General features: G+C 65.2%; 17 protein-coding genes. 14 read left to right on the forward strand and 3 right to left on the reverse strand.

Going from position 1 to position 15,761, the window contains the following annotated elements; genetic code table 11:
- Nucleotide 1 precedes the first annotated feature (1 nt).
- The 8 genes from AC1RDJ_RS02885 (at nucleotide 2) to eutC (ending at nucleotide 7,785) form a co-directional block, all read left to right on the forward strand.
- Nucleotides 2–625: a phosphatase PAP2 family protein gene (locus AC1RDJ_RS02885; RefSeq protein ID WP_493026430.1), complete on the forward strand. Its 624-nt coding sequence runs from the start codon at nucleotides 2–4 to the stop codon at nucleotides 623–625.
- The gene (locus AC1RDJ_RS02890) at nucleotides 622–1,737 is read left to right on the forward strand and encodes a sterol desaturase family protein (protein ID WP_493026431.1); all 1,116 of its coding nucleotides are present in this window, start codon (nucleotides 622–624) and stop codon (nucleotides 1,735–1,737) included. Before AC1RDJ_RS02885 ends, AC1RDJ_RS02890 begins: the two co-directional genes overlap by 4 nt.
- A complete protein-coding gene (locus tag AC1RDJ_RS02895) occupies nucleotides 1,734–2,849 on the forward strand; it encodes a fatty acid desaturase family protein (RefSeq protein ID WP_493026432.1) in 1,116 nt (371 codons plus the stop codon). Before AC1RDJ_RS02890 ends, AC1RDJ_RS02895 begins: the two co-directional genes overlap by 4 nt.
- 67 nt (nucleotides 2,850–2,916) lie before the next feature.
- Complete coding sequence (locus AC1RDJ_RS02900) at nucleotides 2,917–3,471, forward strand: GbsR/MarR family transcriptional regulator (RefSeq protein WP_493026433.1); 555 nt, start codon at nucleotides 2,917–2,919, stop codon at nucleotides 3,469–3,471.
- Entirely contained in the window at nucleotides 3,468–4,112 is a 645-nt protein-coding gene (locus AC1RDJ_RS02905) for a DUF4166 domain-containing protein (RefSeq protein ID WP_493026434.1), read from the forward strand. The genes AC1RDJ_RS02900 and AC1RDJ_RS02905 overlap by 4 nt, the downstream gene beginning before the upstream one ends.
- Entirely contained in the window at nucleotides 4,109–5,572 is a 1,464-nt protein-coding gene (locus tag AC1RDJ_RS02910) for a TIGR01777 family oxidoreductase (protein ID WP_493026435.1), read from the forward strand. The genes AC1RDJ_RS02905 and AC1RDJ_RS02910 overlap by 4 nt, the downstream gene beginning before the upstream one ends.
- 42 nt (nucleotides 5,573–5,614) lie before the next feature.
- Complete coding sequence (locus AC1RDJ_RS02915; RefSeq protein WP_071322134.1) at nucleotides 5,615–7,003, forward strand: ethanolamine ammonia-lyase subunit EutB; 1,389 nt, start codon at nucleotides 5,615–5,617, stop codon at nucleotides 7,001–7,003.
- Nucleotides 7,004–7,011: 8 nt separating this feature from the next.
- Complete coding sequence (gene eutC / locus AC1RDJ_RS02920) at nucleotides 7,012–7,785, forward strand: ethanolamine ammonia-lyase subunit EutC (protein ID WP_493026436.1); 774 nt, start codon at nucleotides 7,012–7,014, stop codon at nucleotides 7,783–7,785.
- Nucleotides 7,786–7,794: 9 nt separating this feature from the next.
- Here eutC and tsaD read toward each other — a convergent pair whose 3' ends face one another.
- Nucleotides 7,795–8,835, reverse strand: coding sequence for a tRNA (adenosine(37)-N6)-threonylcarbamoyltransferase complex transferase subunit TsaD (gene tsaD / locus AC1RDJ_RS02925; RefSeq protein WP_071322136.1), 1,041 nt, complete (start codon nucleotides 8,833–8,835; stop codon nucleotides 7,795–7,797).
- A 209-nt stretch (nucleotides 8,836–9,044) separates the two neighbouring features.
- Here tsaD and AC1RDJ_RS02930 point away from each other — a divergent pair, with 209 nt between their 5' ends.
- Nucleotides 9,045–9,452: a nitrite reductase (NAD(P)H) small subunit gene (locus AC1RDJ_RS02930; RefSeq protein ID WP_493026437.1), complete on the forward strand. Its 408-nt coding sequence runs from the start codon at nucleotides 9,045–9,047 to the stop codon at nucleotides 9,450–9,452.
- A 102-nt stretch (nucleotides 9,453–9,554) separates the two neighbouring features.
- On the opposite strand, the gene AC1RDJ_RS02935 is transcribed toward AC1RDJ_RS02930, so the two are convergent.
- Together AC1RDJ_RS02935 and AC1RDJ_RS02940 are read right to left on the reverse strand one after the other, a co-directional pair.
- Nucleotides 9,555–10,616 carry a 3-deoxy-7-phosphoheptulonate synthase gene (locus AC1RDJ_RS02935; RefSeq protein WP_070254320.1) on the reverse strand — a complete coding sequence of 354 codons (1,062 nt, stop codon included), beginning with the start codon at nucleotides 10,614–10,616 and terminating at the stop codon, nucleotides 9,555–9,557.
- 151 nt (nucleotides 10,617–10,767) lie between these two features.
- Nucleotides 10,768–11,445 carry a transposase gene (locus AC1RDJ_RS02940; RefSeq protein WP_493026438.1) on the reverse strand — a complete coding sequence of 226 codons (678 nt, stop codon included), beginning with the start codon at nucleotides 11,443–11,445 and terminating at the stop codon, nucleotides 10,768–10,770.
- A gap of 160 nt (nucleotides 11,446–11,605) precedes the next feature.
- Here AC1RDJ_RS02940 and ybiB point away from each other — a divergent pair, with 160 nt between their 5' ends.
- The 5 genes from ybiB (at nucleotide 11,606) to AC1RDJ_RS02965 (ending at nucleotide 15,640) form a co-directional block, all read left to right on the forward strand.
- Complete coding sequence (gene ybiB, locus AC1RDJ_RS02945) at nucleotides 11,606–12,598, forward strand: DNA-binding protein YbiB (RefSeq protein ID WP_493026439.1); 993 nt, start codon at nucleotides 11,606–11,608, stop codon at nucleotides 12,596–12,598.
- A 56-nt stretch (nucleotides 12,599–12,654) separates the two neighbouring features.
- Nucleotides 12,655–13,869, forward strand: coding sequence for a BaiN/RdsA family NAD(P)/FAD-dependent oxidoreductase (locus tag AC1RDJ_RS02950; protein ID WP_493026440.1), 1,215 nt, complete (start codon nucleotides 12,655–12,657; stop codon nucleotides 13,867–13,869).
- 158 nt (nucleotides 13,870–14,027) lie between these two features.
- Entirely contained in the window at nucleotides 14,028–14,633 is a 606-nt protein-coding gene (locus tag AC1RDJ_RS02955) for an FxDxF family PEP-CTERM protein (RefSeq protein WP_493026441.1), read from the forward strand.
- A gap of 155 nt (nucleotides 14,634–14,788) precedes the next feature.
- Nucleotides 14,789–15,001, forward strand: a complete 213-nt coding sequence (gene rpsU / locus AC1RDJ_RS02960) for a 30S ribosomal protein S21 (RefSeq protein ID WP_008451879.1) — start codon at nucleotides 14,789–14,791, stop codon at nucleotides 14,999–15,001.
- 186 nt (nucleotides 15,002–15,187) lie between these two features.
- Nucleotides 15,188–15,640, forward strand: coding sequence for a GatB/YqeY domain-containing protein (locus AC1RDJ_RS02965; RefSeq protein ID WP_034746974.1), 453 nt, complete (start codon nucleotides 15,188–15,190; stop codon nucleotides 15,638–15,640).
- Nucleotides 15,641–15,761: the final 121 nt, after the last annotated feature.

Below are 15,761 nucleotides of genomic sequence, written 5' to 3' on the forward strand. Positions count from 1 at the left end.
CATGACCTTGACTTCCCGCCTGCTGCATTTGCTGGCCGGCTGGGGCAGCGTCGGCCTCGTGTATTTTTCCAGCGACCTGCTGCAGGGGCAGGGGATGCTGCTGCCCGAAACGGCCATTGACCGCGCCATTGCCTACAACGACGCCGCCATCTGGCTGTACCTGTCCTTCTTCATCCTGATCCCCTACGCCTACCTGGCGGCCGAGGCGGCCCGCGTGCGCTGGCTGGCGCGCGCCATGGCGCTTTCCGCCATCATGTGCGGCGCGGTGTTCCTGCTGTATCCGACCACGCTCGCATACCCGCCCGTGGGCGAGGGCAGCGCGTTGAGCACGCAGGCGCTGCGCCTGCTGCAGTCGTTTGACTCCGCGCAAAACTGCCTGCCGTCGCTGCATGGCGCCCTGACCCTGCTGTGCGTGTGGGCCTTGTGCGACCGGCGCCACCTGTTCCGCTCCGCGCTGGCCGTGGTGCTGGGCGTGGCCATCTGCTACGCCATCATCGCGCTGCGCCGGCACGTCAGCATCGACCTGGCCGCCGGCCTGGCCGTGGGCATCGCCGGCGGCATGCTGGCCAAAATGCAGGTATCCTTGGCTGCTCGCCGCGCCGTTTCCATCAAAACCGCACCATGATGAATCCCTTTGCCCTCTCCTTTCTTGTCATGCTGGCCTTCGTGCTGGCCGAACTGCTGATACTCAAATGGGTGCGCAAGACCCCCGTGCCGTGGAAGGACGTGATCTTCAACCTCAATTCCGGTCACATTTTGATGTGGGTGTTCCGCGGCGTGGAAGTGGCGGCGTTCGCCCTGCTGCTGCGCCATGCGAACCTGCACATCGTCGACCAGTGGCCCGTGGCAGTGCAATGGATCTTCGCTTTTTTTGCCTGGGACCTGTGCTTTTACTGGATGCACCGCCTGCACCATAAAATCCCGCTTCTGTGGGCCGTGCACGTGGTGCACCACCAGGGCGAGCATTTCAACCTGTCGCTGGGCGTGCGCAATTCCTGGTATTCGTCGCTGACGAATTTCCCCTTCATCGCCATCCTGGCCGTGCTGGGCGTGCCGCTGGAAATCTTCCTCGTCGTCTCGTCCCTGCATTACACGGTGCAGTTCTACAACCACAATGCGCTGGTGAACAAGTCCGGCATCCTGGACAAATTCATGGTCACGCCCTCGCACCACCGCGTGCACCACGGCACGGACAAGCGCTACATCAACCGCAATTTCGGCGGCACCCTGCTGCTGTGGGACAGGCTGTTCGGCAGCTTCCAGCCGGAACTCGAGGGCGTGGAGATGCGCTATGGCGTGAAGGGCATGACGCCCACGCACAACCCGCTGCTGGCCAGCAATGGCAAGCTGTTTTCCTGGCTGCGCGCGCGCTTTCCCCACTGGCAGTCGCGCGGCGCTTTCCACGTGCCCGAGCTGTTCATCGGCGTCGGCGGCGTGATCCTGTTTGGCCTGGTGATCTATTACGTCAACCACGAGGCGGCGCTGGCCGGCGCGCAGCAGGCCATCCTGTTCGCGCTGATCTTCGGCGGCACGCTGGCCCTGGGCGGCCTGTCGGACGCGCGCCGCTGGGGCGCCATCGCCTGGGTGGCCATCGCCGTGGCCATGCCGCTGCTGTTCCTCGGCTGGTATGGCGCGCGCGATGTGTGGGGCATGGTGTTCCTGGCCGCGCTGCTGGCGCATGGCCTCGACGGCGCGCGCCGCCTGTGGTGGCCGGCAGCGGCGGAGACGCGCGCGTGACGGCTACCTTGCCGCCGCTGCGCTTCAAGCCCGCGCGCGACTCCGCCTTCCGCCGCGAACTGCGCGCCCGCGCCGACGCCTACCTTGCCAGCGAGGGGCGGCACCGCTTCGGCGACCTGCGCATGCACGCGAAAGCGATCTTCCTGGCCGCGTTGACGGTGAGTTTGTATGTGCTGGCGCTGAGCGGCGGCAGCACAGGGACGTTTGTCGCCAGCTATGTGGCATGCCTGGTGGCGGCCATGGCGCTGGCCATGAATACCCTGCACGATGCGGCCCACAGCGCCGTCTTCCGCCGGGGATTCCTGAACCGCGTGCTGATCCGCCTGGTGGGCTTGCCCGTGGGCGTGGACACGGATTTCTGGACCATCCGCCACGTGCACTTCCATCACACGTATGCCAACGTGGAAGGCTATGACCTCGACACGGAACCGAACCCCTTCCTGCGCCAGACGCCGTACCAGCGCTGGTCGCCGCAGTACCGCTATCAATACCTGTACTGGCCCGTGGTGGCGGCCCTGTCGCTGCCATATTTGAACTGGTATGGCGACTGGCTGGACCGCTTCGGCAAGACGCCCGTGGCCGCGCACAGCCGTCTGCAGGGCTGGCGCGGCTGGCTCTCCTTCCTGGGCTGGAAGCTGGGCCACGTGGCGCTGGTGCTGGCGCTGCCCATGTGGCTGCTGCAGCCGCACGGCATCGGCTGGGGCGTGGTGCTGGGCGCGTACCTGCTGGGGCAGATGATCGCTTCGTGCGCGCTGGTGGCGCTGATCCTCGGCACGCACTGGGCCGAAGTGGAATTCTTCCAGCCGGGCCCCGACGGCACCCTGCCGCACGACTGGTACCAGCACACGTTTTATACGGCGTGCGACTGGACGCCCCGGCCGCGCGCGCTGCGCTGGCTCGGCGACTGGCTCGGCGGCCTGAATTTGCACCTGACGCATCATCTGTTCCCCACCTGGCACCACCGCCACTACCCGGCGCTGGCGCGCATCCTCGCCGAACTGGCGCCGCGTCACGGCCTCGCGTACCGCGAGCTCGGCTACCGCCAGCTGCACGCCTCGCAGCAGGCGTTCCTGCGCGCCATGGGCCGGCCGCCCGCCAGCCGGGACGTGTAACGAATCGCCCTTGACTCGGTTTCCGTTCCGTCTTACATTTCTGTAACGACAGAAATAAGAGAAAATTATGGAACTAAGTCCAACCACGCAAAAGTATATTTTGCACTGGGGCGAGATGGGCACGCGCTGGGGCGTCAACCGGACGGTGGCGCAAATCCACGCGCTGCTGTTCCTGGCGAATGAGCCGCTGACGGCGGAAGACATCGCGGCCAGCCTGAACGTGGCCCGTTCGAACGTCAGCAACAGCCTGAAGGAATTGCAAAGCTGGGGTCTGGTCCGCATCGCGCACGTGATGGGGGACCGGCGCGACCATTTTCTCGCCCTGCAGGATGTGTGGGAAATCTTCAGGGTCATCATGGAAGAGCGCAAGCGGCGCGAGATCGACCCTACCCTGACGGTGCTGCGCGAATGCGCGATCGAGGGCGAGCATGATGCGGCGATACCGCCGGCGACGCTCGAACGCATGGGTGAAGTGCTGGCCTTCCTGGAAATGCTCAGCAGCACCTACAGCGAGTATAAAAACCTGCCGCCGGCGACCCTGCAGCGCATGCTGTCGATGGGCGGCAAGGTGGCCAAGTTCCTCAGCCCGGAAGACAAACCGGGCAAGCGTGGAAAATCATGAGCGGCCCGTCCGAAGGAGAGCTGTTCCGGAAGGTGATGGGCGCGCAGTGGCTCACGCTGCACCCGGACATCCGCCGCCGCTTCGAGAAAAATCCCGCGCCGGGCCAGCCCTTGTACTACCGCGGCGAACTCAGCGAGCTCACCAGCTCGCGCCTGGGCAAGCTTCTGGGATGGCTGACGCGGCCCTTCATCGACGGCGCCCTGATCCCGTATGACGATCACGACTTCCCCGTCGATATCGAAGTCTATTCGCGCCCCGGCTGCCCGTTCATCTTCAAGCAGCGCACCTACCGCCTGCACGGCCGCGCGCCGATCCGCTTCACATCCTACATGGCTGAAAGCGCCAAAGGCGACGTGCTCGAGTACGTGGGCATGGGCCTGGGCATGAAGCTGCTGCTGCACGTCGAGGACGGCAACCTGCATTTCACCAGCGACGGCTATTTCTGGGACCTGTTCGGCTGGCGCCTGCCGCTGCCGGGCGTGCTCACGCCCGGCAAGACGTATCTGTGCCACCGCAACGACACGCCGCAGCAATTCAATATCCGCATCGAGATTCGCCACGCGCTGTTCGGCACCACGTTTACCCAGGTGGGCGTGTTCCGCGAATCCAGCGCGCCCGCCTCACACAAGGAGACACCATGAATACGCATCTGCTGGCCCTGCAACTGATGGCGGCGCAAGGCTGCCTGGGGGCCTTCGACACCATCTACCACCATGAAATCACGGAGGCGCTGCCGCAAAAGGCGTCCGCAAGGCTGGAACTGACCATCCATGCGACGCGCGCCCTGATCTACAGCCTGCTGTTCGTGGGCCTGGCGGCCTGGGAATGGCATGGCGCCTGGGCCTGGGTGCTGGTCATCGTGTTTGGCGTGGAAATCGTGCTGACCCTGTGGGATTTCGTCGTCGAAGACCAGACCCGCCTCTTGCCCGCCACGGAGCGGGTCACGCACACGGTGCTGGCGATTAACGCGGGCGCCTTCATCGCGCTGCTGGCCCTGAACAGCAGCGCGTGGGCCAGCTTGCCCACGGCCCTCGTGTGGCAGCCGTACGGCTGGCTCAGCGTCTTCCTCGCCCTGTGCGGCGTCGGCGTGGGCCTGTCCGGCCTGCGCGACGCATACGCCGTCTGGCAGCTGGGCCGGCGCAAGGCGCAGGAGACGGCGGAACAGGAGGAGCCCCTGAGCTTTGCCGCCGCGCCGCAGGCCGTGCTGGTGACGGGCGCCACGGGATTCATCGGCCAGCAGCTGGTGGCCGCCCTGCTGGCCGATGGCCAGGCCGTGACGGTGCTGACGCGCCAGCCGAAGCAGGCTGCGTGGGCCTTCGATGGCCGGGTGCGCTGCATCCGCACGCTGGACGAGCTGTCGGACGCGCAGCGCATCGACATGGTGGTCAACCTGGCCGGCGCGCGCATCGTCGGGCGGCGCTGGACGGAGGCGCGCAAGGCGGTGCTGCGCCGCAGCCGCGTGGCGCTGACGCAGGAGCTGGTGGCGTGGATCGCCCGCGCGCAGCACAAGCCGCGCGTGCTGCTGTCGGCGTCGGCCATCGGCTATTACGGCGTGCAGGCGCAGGGTGATGGTGCCGAGCTCGATGAAGGCAGCGCGCCGCAAGCGATCTTCATGTCGCAGCTGTGTCAGGAGTGGGAAGCGGCCGCGCGCCAGGCGGAGAAATTTGGCGTGCAGGTAGGCTGCATGCGCTTTGGCCTCGTCTTCGGCCACCAGGGTTCGCTGCCGCAGATGCTGCTGCCGATCCGCTTCGGCGTGGGCGGCCCGCTCGGCAGCGGCAGGCAGTGGATCTCGTGGGTGCATGTGCGCGACGTGGTGCGCGCCATCGCCCACCTGTCGCGCCGCAGCGAACAAGGCGCGGTGAGCGGCGCCTACAACGTTTGCGCGCCCGAGACCATCGAGCAGCGCCGTTTCGCCGCAGTGGCGGGCGCCGTGCTGCACCGCCCCAGCGTCATGCCGACGCCGGCGTGGCTGATGCGCGCGTTGCTGGGCGAGCAGGCCGACTTGCTGGTCGAAGGCCAAAGGGTCGCCCCGCGCCGCCTGGCGGAGGACGGCTTTGCCTTCCGCTACCCCACCGTGGAAGGCGCGCTGCGCAGCCTGTAGCGGCGCAATCAGTTGGCGTAAAATCGGGGCATTGGAGGAACTATGCCCCGCTTCAGCCATACGATAGACAGCCATGCCTATGCCTTCGCCAGCCTGAAGGAGTTGCTGGCGAAGGCCACGCCGCCGCGTTCGGGCGATGTGCTGGCGGGCGTGGCGGCCGCCAGCGCGCGCGAACGGGTGGCGGCGCAGCTGGCGCTGGCGGACGTGCCCTTATTGACCTTCCTCAATGAAGCGCTGGTGCCGTATGAAGACGATGAAGTCACGCGCCTGATCATCGACAGCCATGACCGTGCCGCCTTTGCGCCGATTGCCCATTTGTGCGTGGGCGACTTCCGCGACTGGCTGCTGGACGACGCGACGGATACGGCGCTGCTGTCGCAGGTAGCCGCCGGCATCACGCCCGAGATGGCGGCCGCCGTCTCAAAAATCATGCGCCTGCAGGACCTGGTGCTGGTGGCCCGCAAGTGCCGGGTTGTCACCGCCTTTCGCAATACCCTGGGCCTGGCGGGCCGCCTGTCCACGCGGCTGCAGCCCAACCACCCGACGGACGATGCCACGGGCATCGCCGCGTCGATGCTCGATGGCCTGCTGCTTGGCAGCGGCGACGCCGTGATCGGCATCAATCCCGCCACCGACAATGTGGCGCAAGTGGTGTCGCTGCTGCAGCTGCTCGACGCCGTCATCGACCAGTACCAGATCCCCACGCAGTCGTGCGTGCTCACGCATGTCACCAACACCCTCGAGGCGATACGCCGCGGCGCGCCCATCGACCTGGTATTCCAGTCGGTGGCGGGCACGCAGGCGGCCAACCGCAGTTTCGGCATCGACCTGGCGCTGCTGGCCGAGGGCCGGGCGGCTGCCCTGTCGCTGGGACGCGGCACCGTGGGCCAGCACGTCATGTATTTTGAGACGGGGCAGGGCAGCGCCCTGTCGGCCGGCGCCCACCACGGCATGGACCAGCAGACCTGCGAGGCGCGCGCGTATGCGGTGGCGCGCGCGTTCCAGCCGCTGCTGGTCAATTCCGTGGTGGGCTTCATTGGCCCCGAATACCTGTACGACGGCAAGCAGATCCTGCGCGCGGGGCTGGAAGATCATTTCTGCGCCAAGCTTCTGGGACTGCCCATGGGCTGCGACGTGTGCTACACCAACCACGCGCAAGCGGACCAGGACGACATGGACGCCTTGCTGACCATGCTGGGCGTGGCCGGCTGCAATTTCATCATGGGCGTGCCGGGCGCGGACGACATCATGCTCGGCTACCAGAGCACCTCGTTCCACGACGCCCTGTATGCGCGCCGCGTGCTGGGCCTGCGGCCTGCGCCCGAATTCGAGGCCTGGCTGGCGCGCATGCGGATCACGGATGCGCGGGGAAATCTGAGCGCGGCGCTGCCGTCTGCTTTCCAGGCGGCCCTGCTGCGCCTGGACGACTAGGAGGAAGCATGGATGAAACCAGGCCTTGGCAAGCGCTGCGCGCGCATACGGCGGCGCGCATCGCACTGGGGCGCCGCGGCGTGAGCGTGCCGACCGGCGCGCAGCTGGCGTTTCAGCTGGCCCACGCGCAGGCGCGCGACGCCGTGCACCTGGAACTCGATGGCGATGCGCTGGCGCGCGCGCTGCTGGAGCAGGGCCTGTCCAGCGTGCAGCTGCACAGCGCGGCCGCCACGCGCGCCGTCTACCTGCAACGTCCCGACCTGGGACGCCGGCTCGACGACGTTTCACGCGCGCGGCTGGCCGCCTGTGCCACGGGAGTCGACCTGGCGCTGGTGGCGGCCGATGGCCTGTCGGCGCTGGCCGTGCAGCGCCACGCGGCGCCGTTCCTGGCCGCCTTGTGCGAACGGCTGGCGCTGGAGGCGTGGACACTGTCGCCGCTGCACATCGTGGCGCAGGGGCGGGTGGCCGTCGGCGATGAAATAGGGGAGTTGCTGCAGGCGCGTGCCGTGCTGGTGCTGATCGGCGAACGGCCTGGCCTCAGTTCTCCGGACAGCCTGGGCCTGTACCTGACGTGGGCGCCGAATGTGGGCTTGCTGGACGAGCGCCGCAACTGCATCTCGAACGTGCGGCCGCAAGGGCTGGCGTATGCGCAGGCCGCGTACCGCTTGCATTATTTGCTGTCGCAGGCATTTGCCAGGCAGCTGTCGGGCGTGGCATTGAAGGATGAAACGGTGGCGGAGGGCGCGGCCCTGGCGGGCACGCGCAATTTCCTGCTGAAGTGAGCGGCGGGGTCAGATCTCGCGGATCTCGTCCAGCGGCCAGCGCGGGCGTACATTGAACGAGTAATCGTGCTTGGCGGCGTCGGGATTGATCTGCAGGCGCATGGCGCCGGCAAAGGCGATCATGGCGCCGTTATCGGTACAGAATTCCAGCTCCGGGTAATACACCTTGAAGCGCTTCTTGGCGGCGGCCGCGTTGAGCGAGGCGCGCAGCTGCGCGTTGGCGCCCACGCCGCCGGCGATCACCAGGCGCTTCAAGCCCGTGTGCTTGAGGGCCGACACGCATTTGGCCGTCAGCACCTCGACGATTGCATCGACGAAGCCGCGCGCGATATTCGCCTTGTCCTGTTCGCAGATGTTGGCGATGACCTTTTCTTCATGGTTCTTGACCACGGTCAGTACGGCCGTTTTCAGGCCGGAGAAGCTGAAATTGAAATCCTTCGAGTGCATCATCGGGCGCGGCAGCTTGTAGGCCAGCGGGTCGCCGAATTCGGCCAGGCGCGAAATGGCGGGACCGCCCGGATAACCGAGGCCCAGCAGCTTGGCCGACTTGTCGAACGCCTCGCCGGCCGCATCGTCGAGCGTTTCGCCCAGCATCGTGTACTGACCCACGCCATCGACGCGCATCAGCTGCGTGTGGCCGCCCGAGACCAGCAGTGCGATGAACGGGAATTGCGGCGGTTCCGACGCCAGCAGCGGCGACAGCAGATGGCCTTCCAGGTGGTGGATGCCGAGCACCGGCTTGTTGATGGCCAGGCCCAGGCTGCAGGCGACGGACGAGCCGACCAGCAGCGCGCCGGCCAGGCCCGGGCCCTGTGTGTAGGCGATGGCGTCGATCTCGGGCAGGGTGACGCCGGCCTTGGTCAGCGTCTCTTCCAGCAGCGGGATGGCGCGGCGGATATGGTCGCGCGATGCCAGTTCCGGCACCACGCCGCCATACTGCTCGTGCATGGCTACTTGCGAGTAGAGGGCGTGCGACAGCAGGCCGCGTTGCGTGTCGTACAAGGCCAGGCCGGTTTCGTCACAGGAGGATTCGACGCCAAGAACAATCATGAAGGTGCTAAATAGGGGGAGTAATCCGCCATTGTAAAGGAAAGCCGGGCATTCCACCGTGCGGCCGGCGCACCATTTCGGCGGCAGTGTGCACTTGCGCAGTGCGGCGCGCGCCGGTTTTGACGGGGATATCGGCCACCCTGCGCCCTGGCCGGCACTGGCACCGCTCTTGCTTAGGCAAGCTGGTACATTTTTCGCGGGAGCTGACAATGCCAGAACAATGGAAAATGATTTGCCGCCTGAAGGACTTGCCTTTGGCGGGCGCGCGCATGGTGCAGCGGGGGCTGGCGTGGCAGGATTTGCCGGGCGTGGCGCTGTTCCGCGCGGCTGACGACACGGTGTATGCCTTGCTCGACATGGTGCCTGGCCTGGGCGGGCCGCTGGCGCACGGGGTGCTGATGGAGAAAAACCTGCTGGGACCGAAAAACAGCTGGATCATCGAGCTCGATTCGGGCCGCCTGGTGGCGCCCGTGCAGGGCATGGCGCGCCTGTACGCCGTGCGCATCATGGACGGGCGCATCTACCTGGACCTCAATGAGCTGAATATCCCGGCCAGCAAGGCCGAACAGGCGCTGGCGGGTTCGTTCGCCGTGCTGCCGCATGTGCAGATGGCTTGATATGCCTCTTGGCGGTGTCGGCTTACGCATTGACGCGCCCGTCGGGTAGGTCGGATTAGGCCCACAGGGCCGTAATCCGACAACATTGTTGGCCGTAGTATTTTATGCCGGGCGATTGACGAGGTGCGCATGCGCGTCGCGCAGCATGGTGGCCGTCGTGTCCCAGTCGATGCAGCCGTCGGTGACGGAGCAGCCATAGGTCAGTTGCGACAGGTCTTGCGGGATCTTCTGGTTGCCGCCGACGATGTTCGATTCGATCATCACGCCCACCAGCGAGCGGTTGCCCTGGCGGATCTGGTTGACGACGTCGGCCATTACCAGCGGTTGCAGTTCCGGCTTCTTGTAGCTGTTCGCGTGCGAGCAGTCGACCACCAGGTTGGCCGGCAGCTTGGCCTTGGCCAAGGCCTGTTCGGCGATGGCGATCGACACCGAATCGTAGTTCGGGCGGCCGTCGCCGCCGCGCAGCACCACGTGGCCATACGCGTTGCCGCGCGTGCGCACGATGGCCACATTGCCTTCGCCGTTAATGCCGAGGAAGGAGTGCGGGTGCGCCGACGACAGGATGGCGTTGACGGCGATGCTGATGTCGCCATCGGTGCCGTTCTTGAAACCGACGGGTGTCGACAGGCCGGACGACATTTCGCGGTGCGTCTGCGATTCCGTGGTGCGCGCGCCGATGGCGGTCCAGGCGATCAGGTCGCCCAGGTATTGCGGCGAGATCGGGTCCAGCGCCTCGGTGGCGGTGGGCAGGCCCAGTTCGCACACGTCGAGCAGGAACTGGCGCGCCTTTTCCATGCCTTCGTTGACCTTGAACGAGTCGTCCATGTACGGGTCGTTGATATAGCCCTTCCAGCCCGTGGTGGTACGCGGCTTTTCGAAATACACGCGCATCACCAGCAGCATCGTGTCCTTGACTTCCTCTTGCAGCGCCTTCAGGCGGCGCGCGTAATCGAGGCCGGCGACCGGGTCGTGGATGGAGCAGGGACCGACGACGACGAACAGGCGCTGGTCCTTGCGGTCGATGATGTTGCGCAGCGCTTCGCGGCCGCGGCTGACGGTGTCGAAGGCGCTTTCCGACAGCGGCAGCTTGGCGTGCAGTTCGGCCGGTGTCGGCATGGGCGCGAAGGAGGTGACGTTGATATTTTCGATGTCTGGCGTATTCATGATTCTGGCTAGGCTTTCGCTATTGCGTTCTTTAAGAGGCAATAGTGTAGCGGAAATGCGGCCTGGCGGCGGGGATGGGGCTAAAACGGGAATGGCTCAGTTGTTTTTATGACAGGGCCGGCACGCCGTCGGCCCTGCCTGGCCCGGGCGTTTACTGGCCGCCGGCCTGGCTGGCGGCAAAGGTGTAGCGGGCGATGCGCTGGTAATTGCCGGCCAGCTCGGGCGGCTTGGGCAGGCCGGGATGGCGCCGCACATGGGCGAGGATGGCGCTTTCATGCTGGCGTATCTGCGCGTCCAGGCAGGCGATCTGCTGGCGCACGAGGGCGTGCAGCGCATGCTGGCCGGCTTGCAGGTGCGCATCGAGGCGCGCCGATTCCTGCTTGCGCACGGCGACGATGGCATGCAGGCGGCGCAGCCACAGGCGCAGTTCCACGTAGGCGGGCGAAGGCGGCGTCCACAGCGCCGGGCGCGTATCGGCGCAATAGCGGGCCAGCACGGCGGCGCCGCCCGCCGCATTGCCGGGCAAGCCATGGCCGCGCACATATGCTTCCAGCTGGGCAGGCTGGGCATCGCAGACCAGCATGCCCATGCCTGCCAGCACGCGGGCCGGGACCTCGCTGTACGGCGCATCGAGGCGCATGCAGACGCGCAAGCCCATGGCGTTCACGTCGTTCTTTTGCAGCCAGCTGCGCAGCCAGCGGTAGCCGGCCAGGTCGTTTTCCAGCACCTTGCACAGCGTTTCACCGCCCGAGATCAGCACGGCCTTGAGCAGCAGCTTGCTCGTTTCGATGCCGGCAAAGGCCGTTTCCTGTTTGATCGCGTGTTCCATGATGATTCCTCCCGTGCATGCTTATACGCAGCGCGCGCGCGGGCGGATTCATTGCCGATGAAAATTCTTGGGGGAAATATTTATCGCTGGACTGTTGCATCTGCGCATAGTTGGCCGCGCAGGCTGGCAGCATGGCGAGCAATCCGTGTAAGCTGGCGCCATGACTACTGTTTCCATACCCCATACCGACGTGGCCGGCGAGCCATTTCCCGCTGCACGTTTCATCAAGGAAATAGGGCGCGGCAAGAACGGCGCGCGCAGCATGACGCGCATGGATGCCCGCGCCCTGTACCGCGCCATGCTCGAGGGCCGCGTCTCGGACCTGGAGCTGGGCGGCATTCTGCTGTCGATGCGCATCAAGGGCGAGTCCGTGGACGAGATCGCCGGTTTCCTCGATGCGGGCGAAGCTTCGTTCGCGCCGCTGGCCGCGCCGGCCGGCGAGTTCGCCCCGATCGTCATTCCCAGCTACAACGGCGCGCGCAAGATGGCCAACCTGACGGCCCTGCTGGCGCTGCTGCTGGCGCGCGCCGGGGCACCCGTGCTCGTGCACGGCGTCACCAGCGACCCGGGCCGCATCACGACGGCCGAGGTGCTGGCCGACCTGGGCGTGCCCGCCTCGGCCGACCATGCGCAAGCCGAGGCCGCCATGGCGCGCGGCGACGTGGCTTTCCTGCCCATCGCGGCCCTGGCGCCGCGCATGGCGTATCTGCTGTCGCTGCGGCGCGTGCTGGGCGTGCGCAATTCCACGCACACGCTCGTGAAAATCATGCAGCCGTTTGCCGGGCCGGCCTTGCGCCTGGTGTCGTACACGCATCCGGAATACCTGGAAATGCTAGGCGAATATTTCCTCACGGCCTCTCCGCCCGGGCGCGGCGACGCTTTCCTGATGCGCGGCACGGAAGGCGAGACGGTGGCCAACGCCAACAAGGCGCAGCAGATCGATTGGTTCCACGACGGCGAGCGCACGGTGCTGGTGGAAAAACAGTTGCTGGTAGAGCAATTGCCGCATTTGCCGGCCGAGCGCGATGCAGCCACGACTGCCGAGTGGATCGCCGCCGTGCTGCGCGGCGACGTGCCCGTGCCGCCATCGATTGCCGAGCAGGTCGCGCAATGCCTGATGGCGTCGCGGCAGATTGCAGCACGGCCGCGCTAGCCGCGTCGCCGCAGTTTACAATGGCGTCTTTGTAATCAGCGGTGACCGGAATTCTTATGGCAAAACAATTTGATGTGGCAGTGATCGGCGCGGGCGCGGCCGGCATGATGTGTGCGGCCGTGGCCGCCCAGCAGGGCAAGCGCGTGGTGTTGATCGATCATGCGGCCAAGCTGGCCGAAAAGATCCGCATCTCGGGTGGTGGGCGTTGTAACTTCACCAATATCAATGCGGCGCCGCAGAACTTCCTTTCGGAAAATCCGCATTTCTGCAAGAGCGCGCTGTCGCGCTACATGCCGCAGGATTTCCTCGCGCTGGTGAAAAAATACCGCATCGGCTACCACGAGAAGCACAAGGGCCAGTTGTTTTGCAATGACTCGGCCGAGCAGATCATCGACATGCTCAAGGACGAGTGCGCCGCTGGCGGCGTGCATTGGCGCATGCCGTGCAAGATCGACGATGTTGTTCAGCAAGATGACGGCGGCTTTGTGCTGCAGACGGACAGCGGCGACATCGAGACGGCCAGCATCGTCATCGCCACGGGCGGCCTGTCGATCCCGAAGATCGGCGCCACCGACTTCGCCTACCGCATCGCCAGCCAGTTCAAGCTGCAGATGGTCGAACCGCGTCCGGCGCTGGTGCCGCTGACGTTCGACCCGGCCAGCTGGGCGCCGTTCGCGGAACTGTCCGGCATCGCGCTGGAAGTGGACGTGGAGACGGGCAGCCTGAAGGGCCGCAAGGCGACGGGCGCGCGTTTCCGCGAAGACTTGCTGTTTACGCATCGCGGCCTGTCGGGGCCGGCGATCCTGCAAATTTCCAGCTACTGGCTGCCGGGCACGCCCATCGTCATCAATTTGCTGCCGGACGTGGACGTGGCGCAGACCTTGATCGAAGGCAAGGGCACCCTGAAGAAGCAGCTGGGCAATATCGTCGCGCAATGGCTGCCGCAACGCCTGGCCGACTGCTTGCTGGCCGTCAACGGCCTGGCGCCCGATGCGCGCATCGCCGACATGCCGGACGCGCAGTTGCGCAAGCTGGGGCAGGCCATCAATGCCTGGTCCATCGTGCCGAACGGTTCCGAAGGCTACCGCAAGGCCGAAGTGACGCGCGGCGGCATCGATACGCGCGAACTGTCGCAGCAAACCATGATGGCGAACAAGGTGCCGGGCCTGTACTTCATCGGTGAATCGGTGGACGTGACGGGCTGGCTGGGCGGCTACAACTTCCAGTGGGCCTGGGCTTCGGGCGTGGCGGCAGGAATTGCCTTGCAGTAACAATCAGTTGTTATTTCACGGCGGCAGGTGATTATTGGTGACAATGTTCTTGACTTCGATCAAGTGATGTTGAATACTTGGCATGTAAATTGATTTTTAAACATTTTTCATGCCTGAGTGTAATGTCAGGCATCCCTGACCATCGCCCTGGAGTCGCCATGAAACATCTGATCGCCGCCGTCGCAGCAACCCTGCTCAGTAGCGCCGCCCTTGCCAGCCCCCCCGTGCTGAGCAATGGTGGTTTTGAAAACAATACCGTCGGTGGCGGCTACGTATATGGCAATGTGGCGCCGGGCTGGAGCTTCACGGGCGGCGCCGGCGTGTCGGCCAGCTACACGGCGTGGAATGGCGTGGCGCAGGAGGGCAATGCCTTTGCCTTCCTGCAAAATACGGCATCGATCTCGCAAAGCTTCGTCAGTTCGGGCGCGGCCGACTACACGTTCGCCTTCAACCTGGCGCTGCGGCCCGGCTACGACCAGGGCCAGGCCGTGACGGTCAGCCTCGATGGCAGCCTGCTGGGCCAGTATGCGGTGACGAACACGGGCTGGACCAGCTTCAATGTGAACGCGCTCAACATCGGCGCCGGCAGCCATACCCTGAGCTTTGCCGGCATCAACCCGAACAATGCCTACGATACTTCGGCCTTCCTCGATGGCGTCAGCATGAACGTCAGCGCCGTGCCGGAACCGGGCACCTACGCCATGCTGCTGGCGGGCCTGGGATTGCTGGGCTTCATGGCGCGCCGCCGCAAGACATCCGTTTGAGGTAAACTGCTGCCCGGATGCGTGGTTTACACCACAGCCGGGCAGCAATCTCAGGCTGCATGCCGCACGCAAGTGGGGGAGGGGCTTCCCTTTCCGAATAAAAGCTGCTACTATCTATCTCTTCCTATACACCACCTCAACGGTTTGAATTTTACATGACCACTATTCGCCTTAAAGAAAACGAGCCGTTCGAAGTCGCAATGCGTCGCTTCAAACGCACCATCGAAAAAACTGGTCTGCTGACCGAATTGCGCGCTCGCGAATTCTACGAAAAGCCAACAGCTGAGCGCAAGCGCAAGCTGGCAGCTGCTGTCAAGCGTCATTACAAACGCATCCGCAGCCAACAACTGCCGAAAAAATTATTCTAAGACTGTTCAGTCAGAACCAACCCGGGTAGCACGGCGCATTGTTCGCCACGGGTTTTGTTTTGATTCGCCTGGGGTTATACTTCAGATGAGTCGCATTCCCGCTCCGGTTCGCCGCAGCGGGTTTTCGCTTTTCTGGCCCCGTCGCGCGCACGAGCATCGCCCCCACACTGACCAACGAGGATTGCCATGAGCTTGAAAGAACAAATTACCGAAGACATGAAAAACGCCATGCGCGCCAAGGAGGCGGGCAAGCTGGGCACGATTCGCCTGTTGCTGGCGGAAATCAAGCGCAAGGAAGTCGACGAGCGCATCGAACTGACGGATGCGCACGTGACGGCCATCGTGGAAAAGATGATCAAGCAGCGCAAGGATTCGATCACCCAGTTCGAAGCGGGTGGCCGCGCCGACCTGGCCGATATCGAGAAAGCCGAACTGGTGCACCTGACCGGCTACATGCCTGCCGGCCTGTCGGACGAGGAAGTGGCGGCCGAAGTGGCTGCCGCCGTGGCCGCCTCGGGCGCCGCCGGTCCGCAGGACATGGGCAAGGTGATGGCCATCGTCAAGCCGAAGCTCGCTGGCCGCGCCGACATGACCGTCGTCTCGGCGCTGGTCAAGAAGGCCCTGACGCCAGCCGCCTAAGCGTCATATAGCAGCAAGCGTAGTACAAGGCTGCCAGCGCCCACGCTGGCAGCCGTTCAACAGCCCACACGTTGACCTGGCTCAACCTCCGGCCACGTGCGGTAGTATAGTCTGACCTATA

Source organism: Janthinobacterium sp. GW822-FHT07H10 (assembly GCF_058798675.1).

Bases quoted from the DNA above. Each gene is read 5' to 3' on its own strand.
- AC1RDJ_RS02915 (WP_071322134.1), top strand. From the start codon at position 5,615: ATGCCCCGCTTCAGCCATACGATAGACAGCCATGCCTATGCCTTCGCC.
- AC1RDJ_RS02890 (WP_493026431.1), top strand. From the start codon at position 622: ATGATGAATCCCTTTGCCCTCTCCTTTCTTGTCATGCTGGCCTTCGTG.
- ybiB (WP_493026439.1), top strand. From the start codon at position 11,606: ATGACTACTGTTTCCATACCCCATACCGACGTGGCCGGCGAGCCATTT.
- AC1RDJ_RS02950 (WP_493026440.1), top strand. From the start codon at position 12,655: ATGGCAAAACAATTTGATGTGGCAGTGATCGGCGCGGGCGCGGCCGGC.
- AC1RDJ_RS02935 (WP_070254320.1), bottom strand. From the start codon at position 10,616: ATGAATACGCCAGACATCGAAAATATCAACGTCACCTCCTTCGCGCCC.
- AC1RDJ_RS02885 (WP_493026430.1), top strand. From the start codon at position 2: ATGACCTTGACTTCCCGCCTGCTGCATTTGCTGGCCGGCTGGGGCAGC.
- AC1RDJ_RS02965 (WP_034746974.1), top strand. From the start codon at position 15,188: ATGAGCTTGAAAGAACAAATTACCGAAGACATGAAAAACGCCATGCGC.
- AC1RDJ_RS02910 (WP_493026435.1), top strand. From the start codon at position 4,109: ATGAATACGCATCTGCTGGCCCTGCAACTGATGGCGGCGCAAGGCTGC.
- tsaD (WP_071322136.1), bottom strand. From the start codon at position 8,835: ATGATTGTTCTTGGCGTCGAATCCTCCTGTGACGAAACCGGCCTGGCC.
- AC1RDJ_RS02955 (WP_493026441.1), top strand. From the start codon at position 14,028: ATGAAACATCTGATCGCCGCCGTCGCAGCAACCCTGCTCAGTAGCGCC.
- AC1RDJ_RS02905 (WP_493026434.1), top strand. From the start codon at position 3,468: ATGAGCGGCCCGTCCGAAGGAGAGCTGTTCCGGAAGGTGATGGGCGCG.
- AC1RDJ_RS02900 (WP_493026433.1), top strand. From the start codon at position 2,917: ATGGAACTAAGTCCAACCACGCAAAAGTATATTTTGCACTGGGGCGAG.
- eutC (WP_493026436.1), top strand. From the start codon at position 7,012: ATGGATGAAACCAGGCCTTGGCAAGCGCTGCGCGCGCATACGGCGGCG.
- AC1RDJ_RS02940 (WP_493026438.1), bottom strand. From the start codon at position 11,445: ATGGAACACGCGATCAAACAGGAAACGGCCTTTGCCGGCATCGAAACG.
- rpsU (WP_008451879.1), top strand. From the start codon at position 14,789: ATGACCACTATTCGCCTTAAAGAAAACGAGCCGTTCGAAGTCGCAATG.
- AC1RDJ_RS02930 (WP_493026437.1), top strand. From the start codon at position 9,045: ATGCCAGAACAATGGAAAATGATTTGCCGCCTGAAGGACTTGCCTTTG.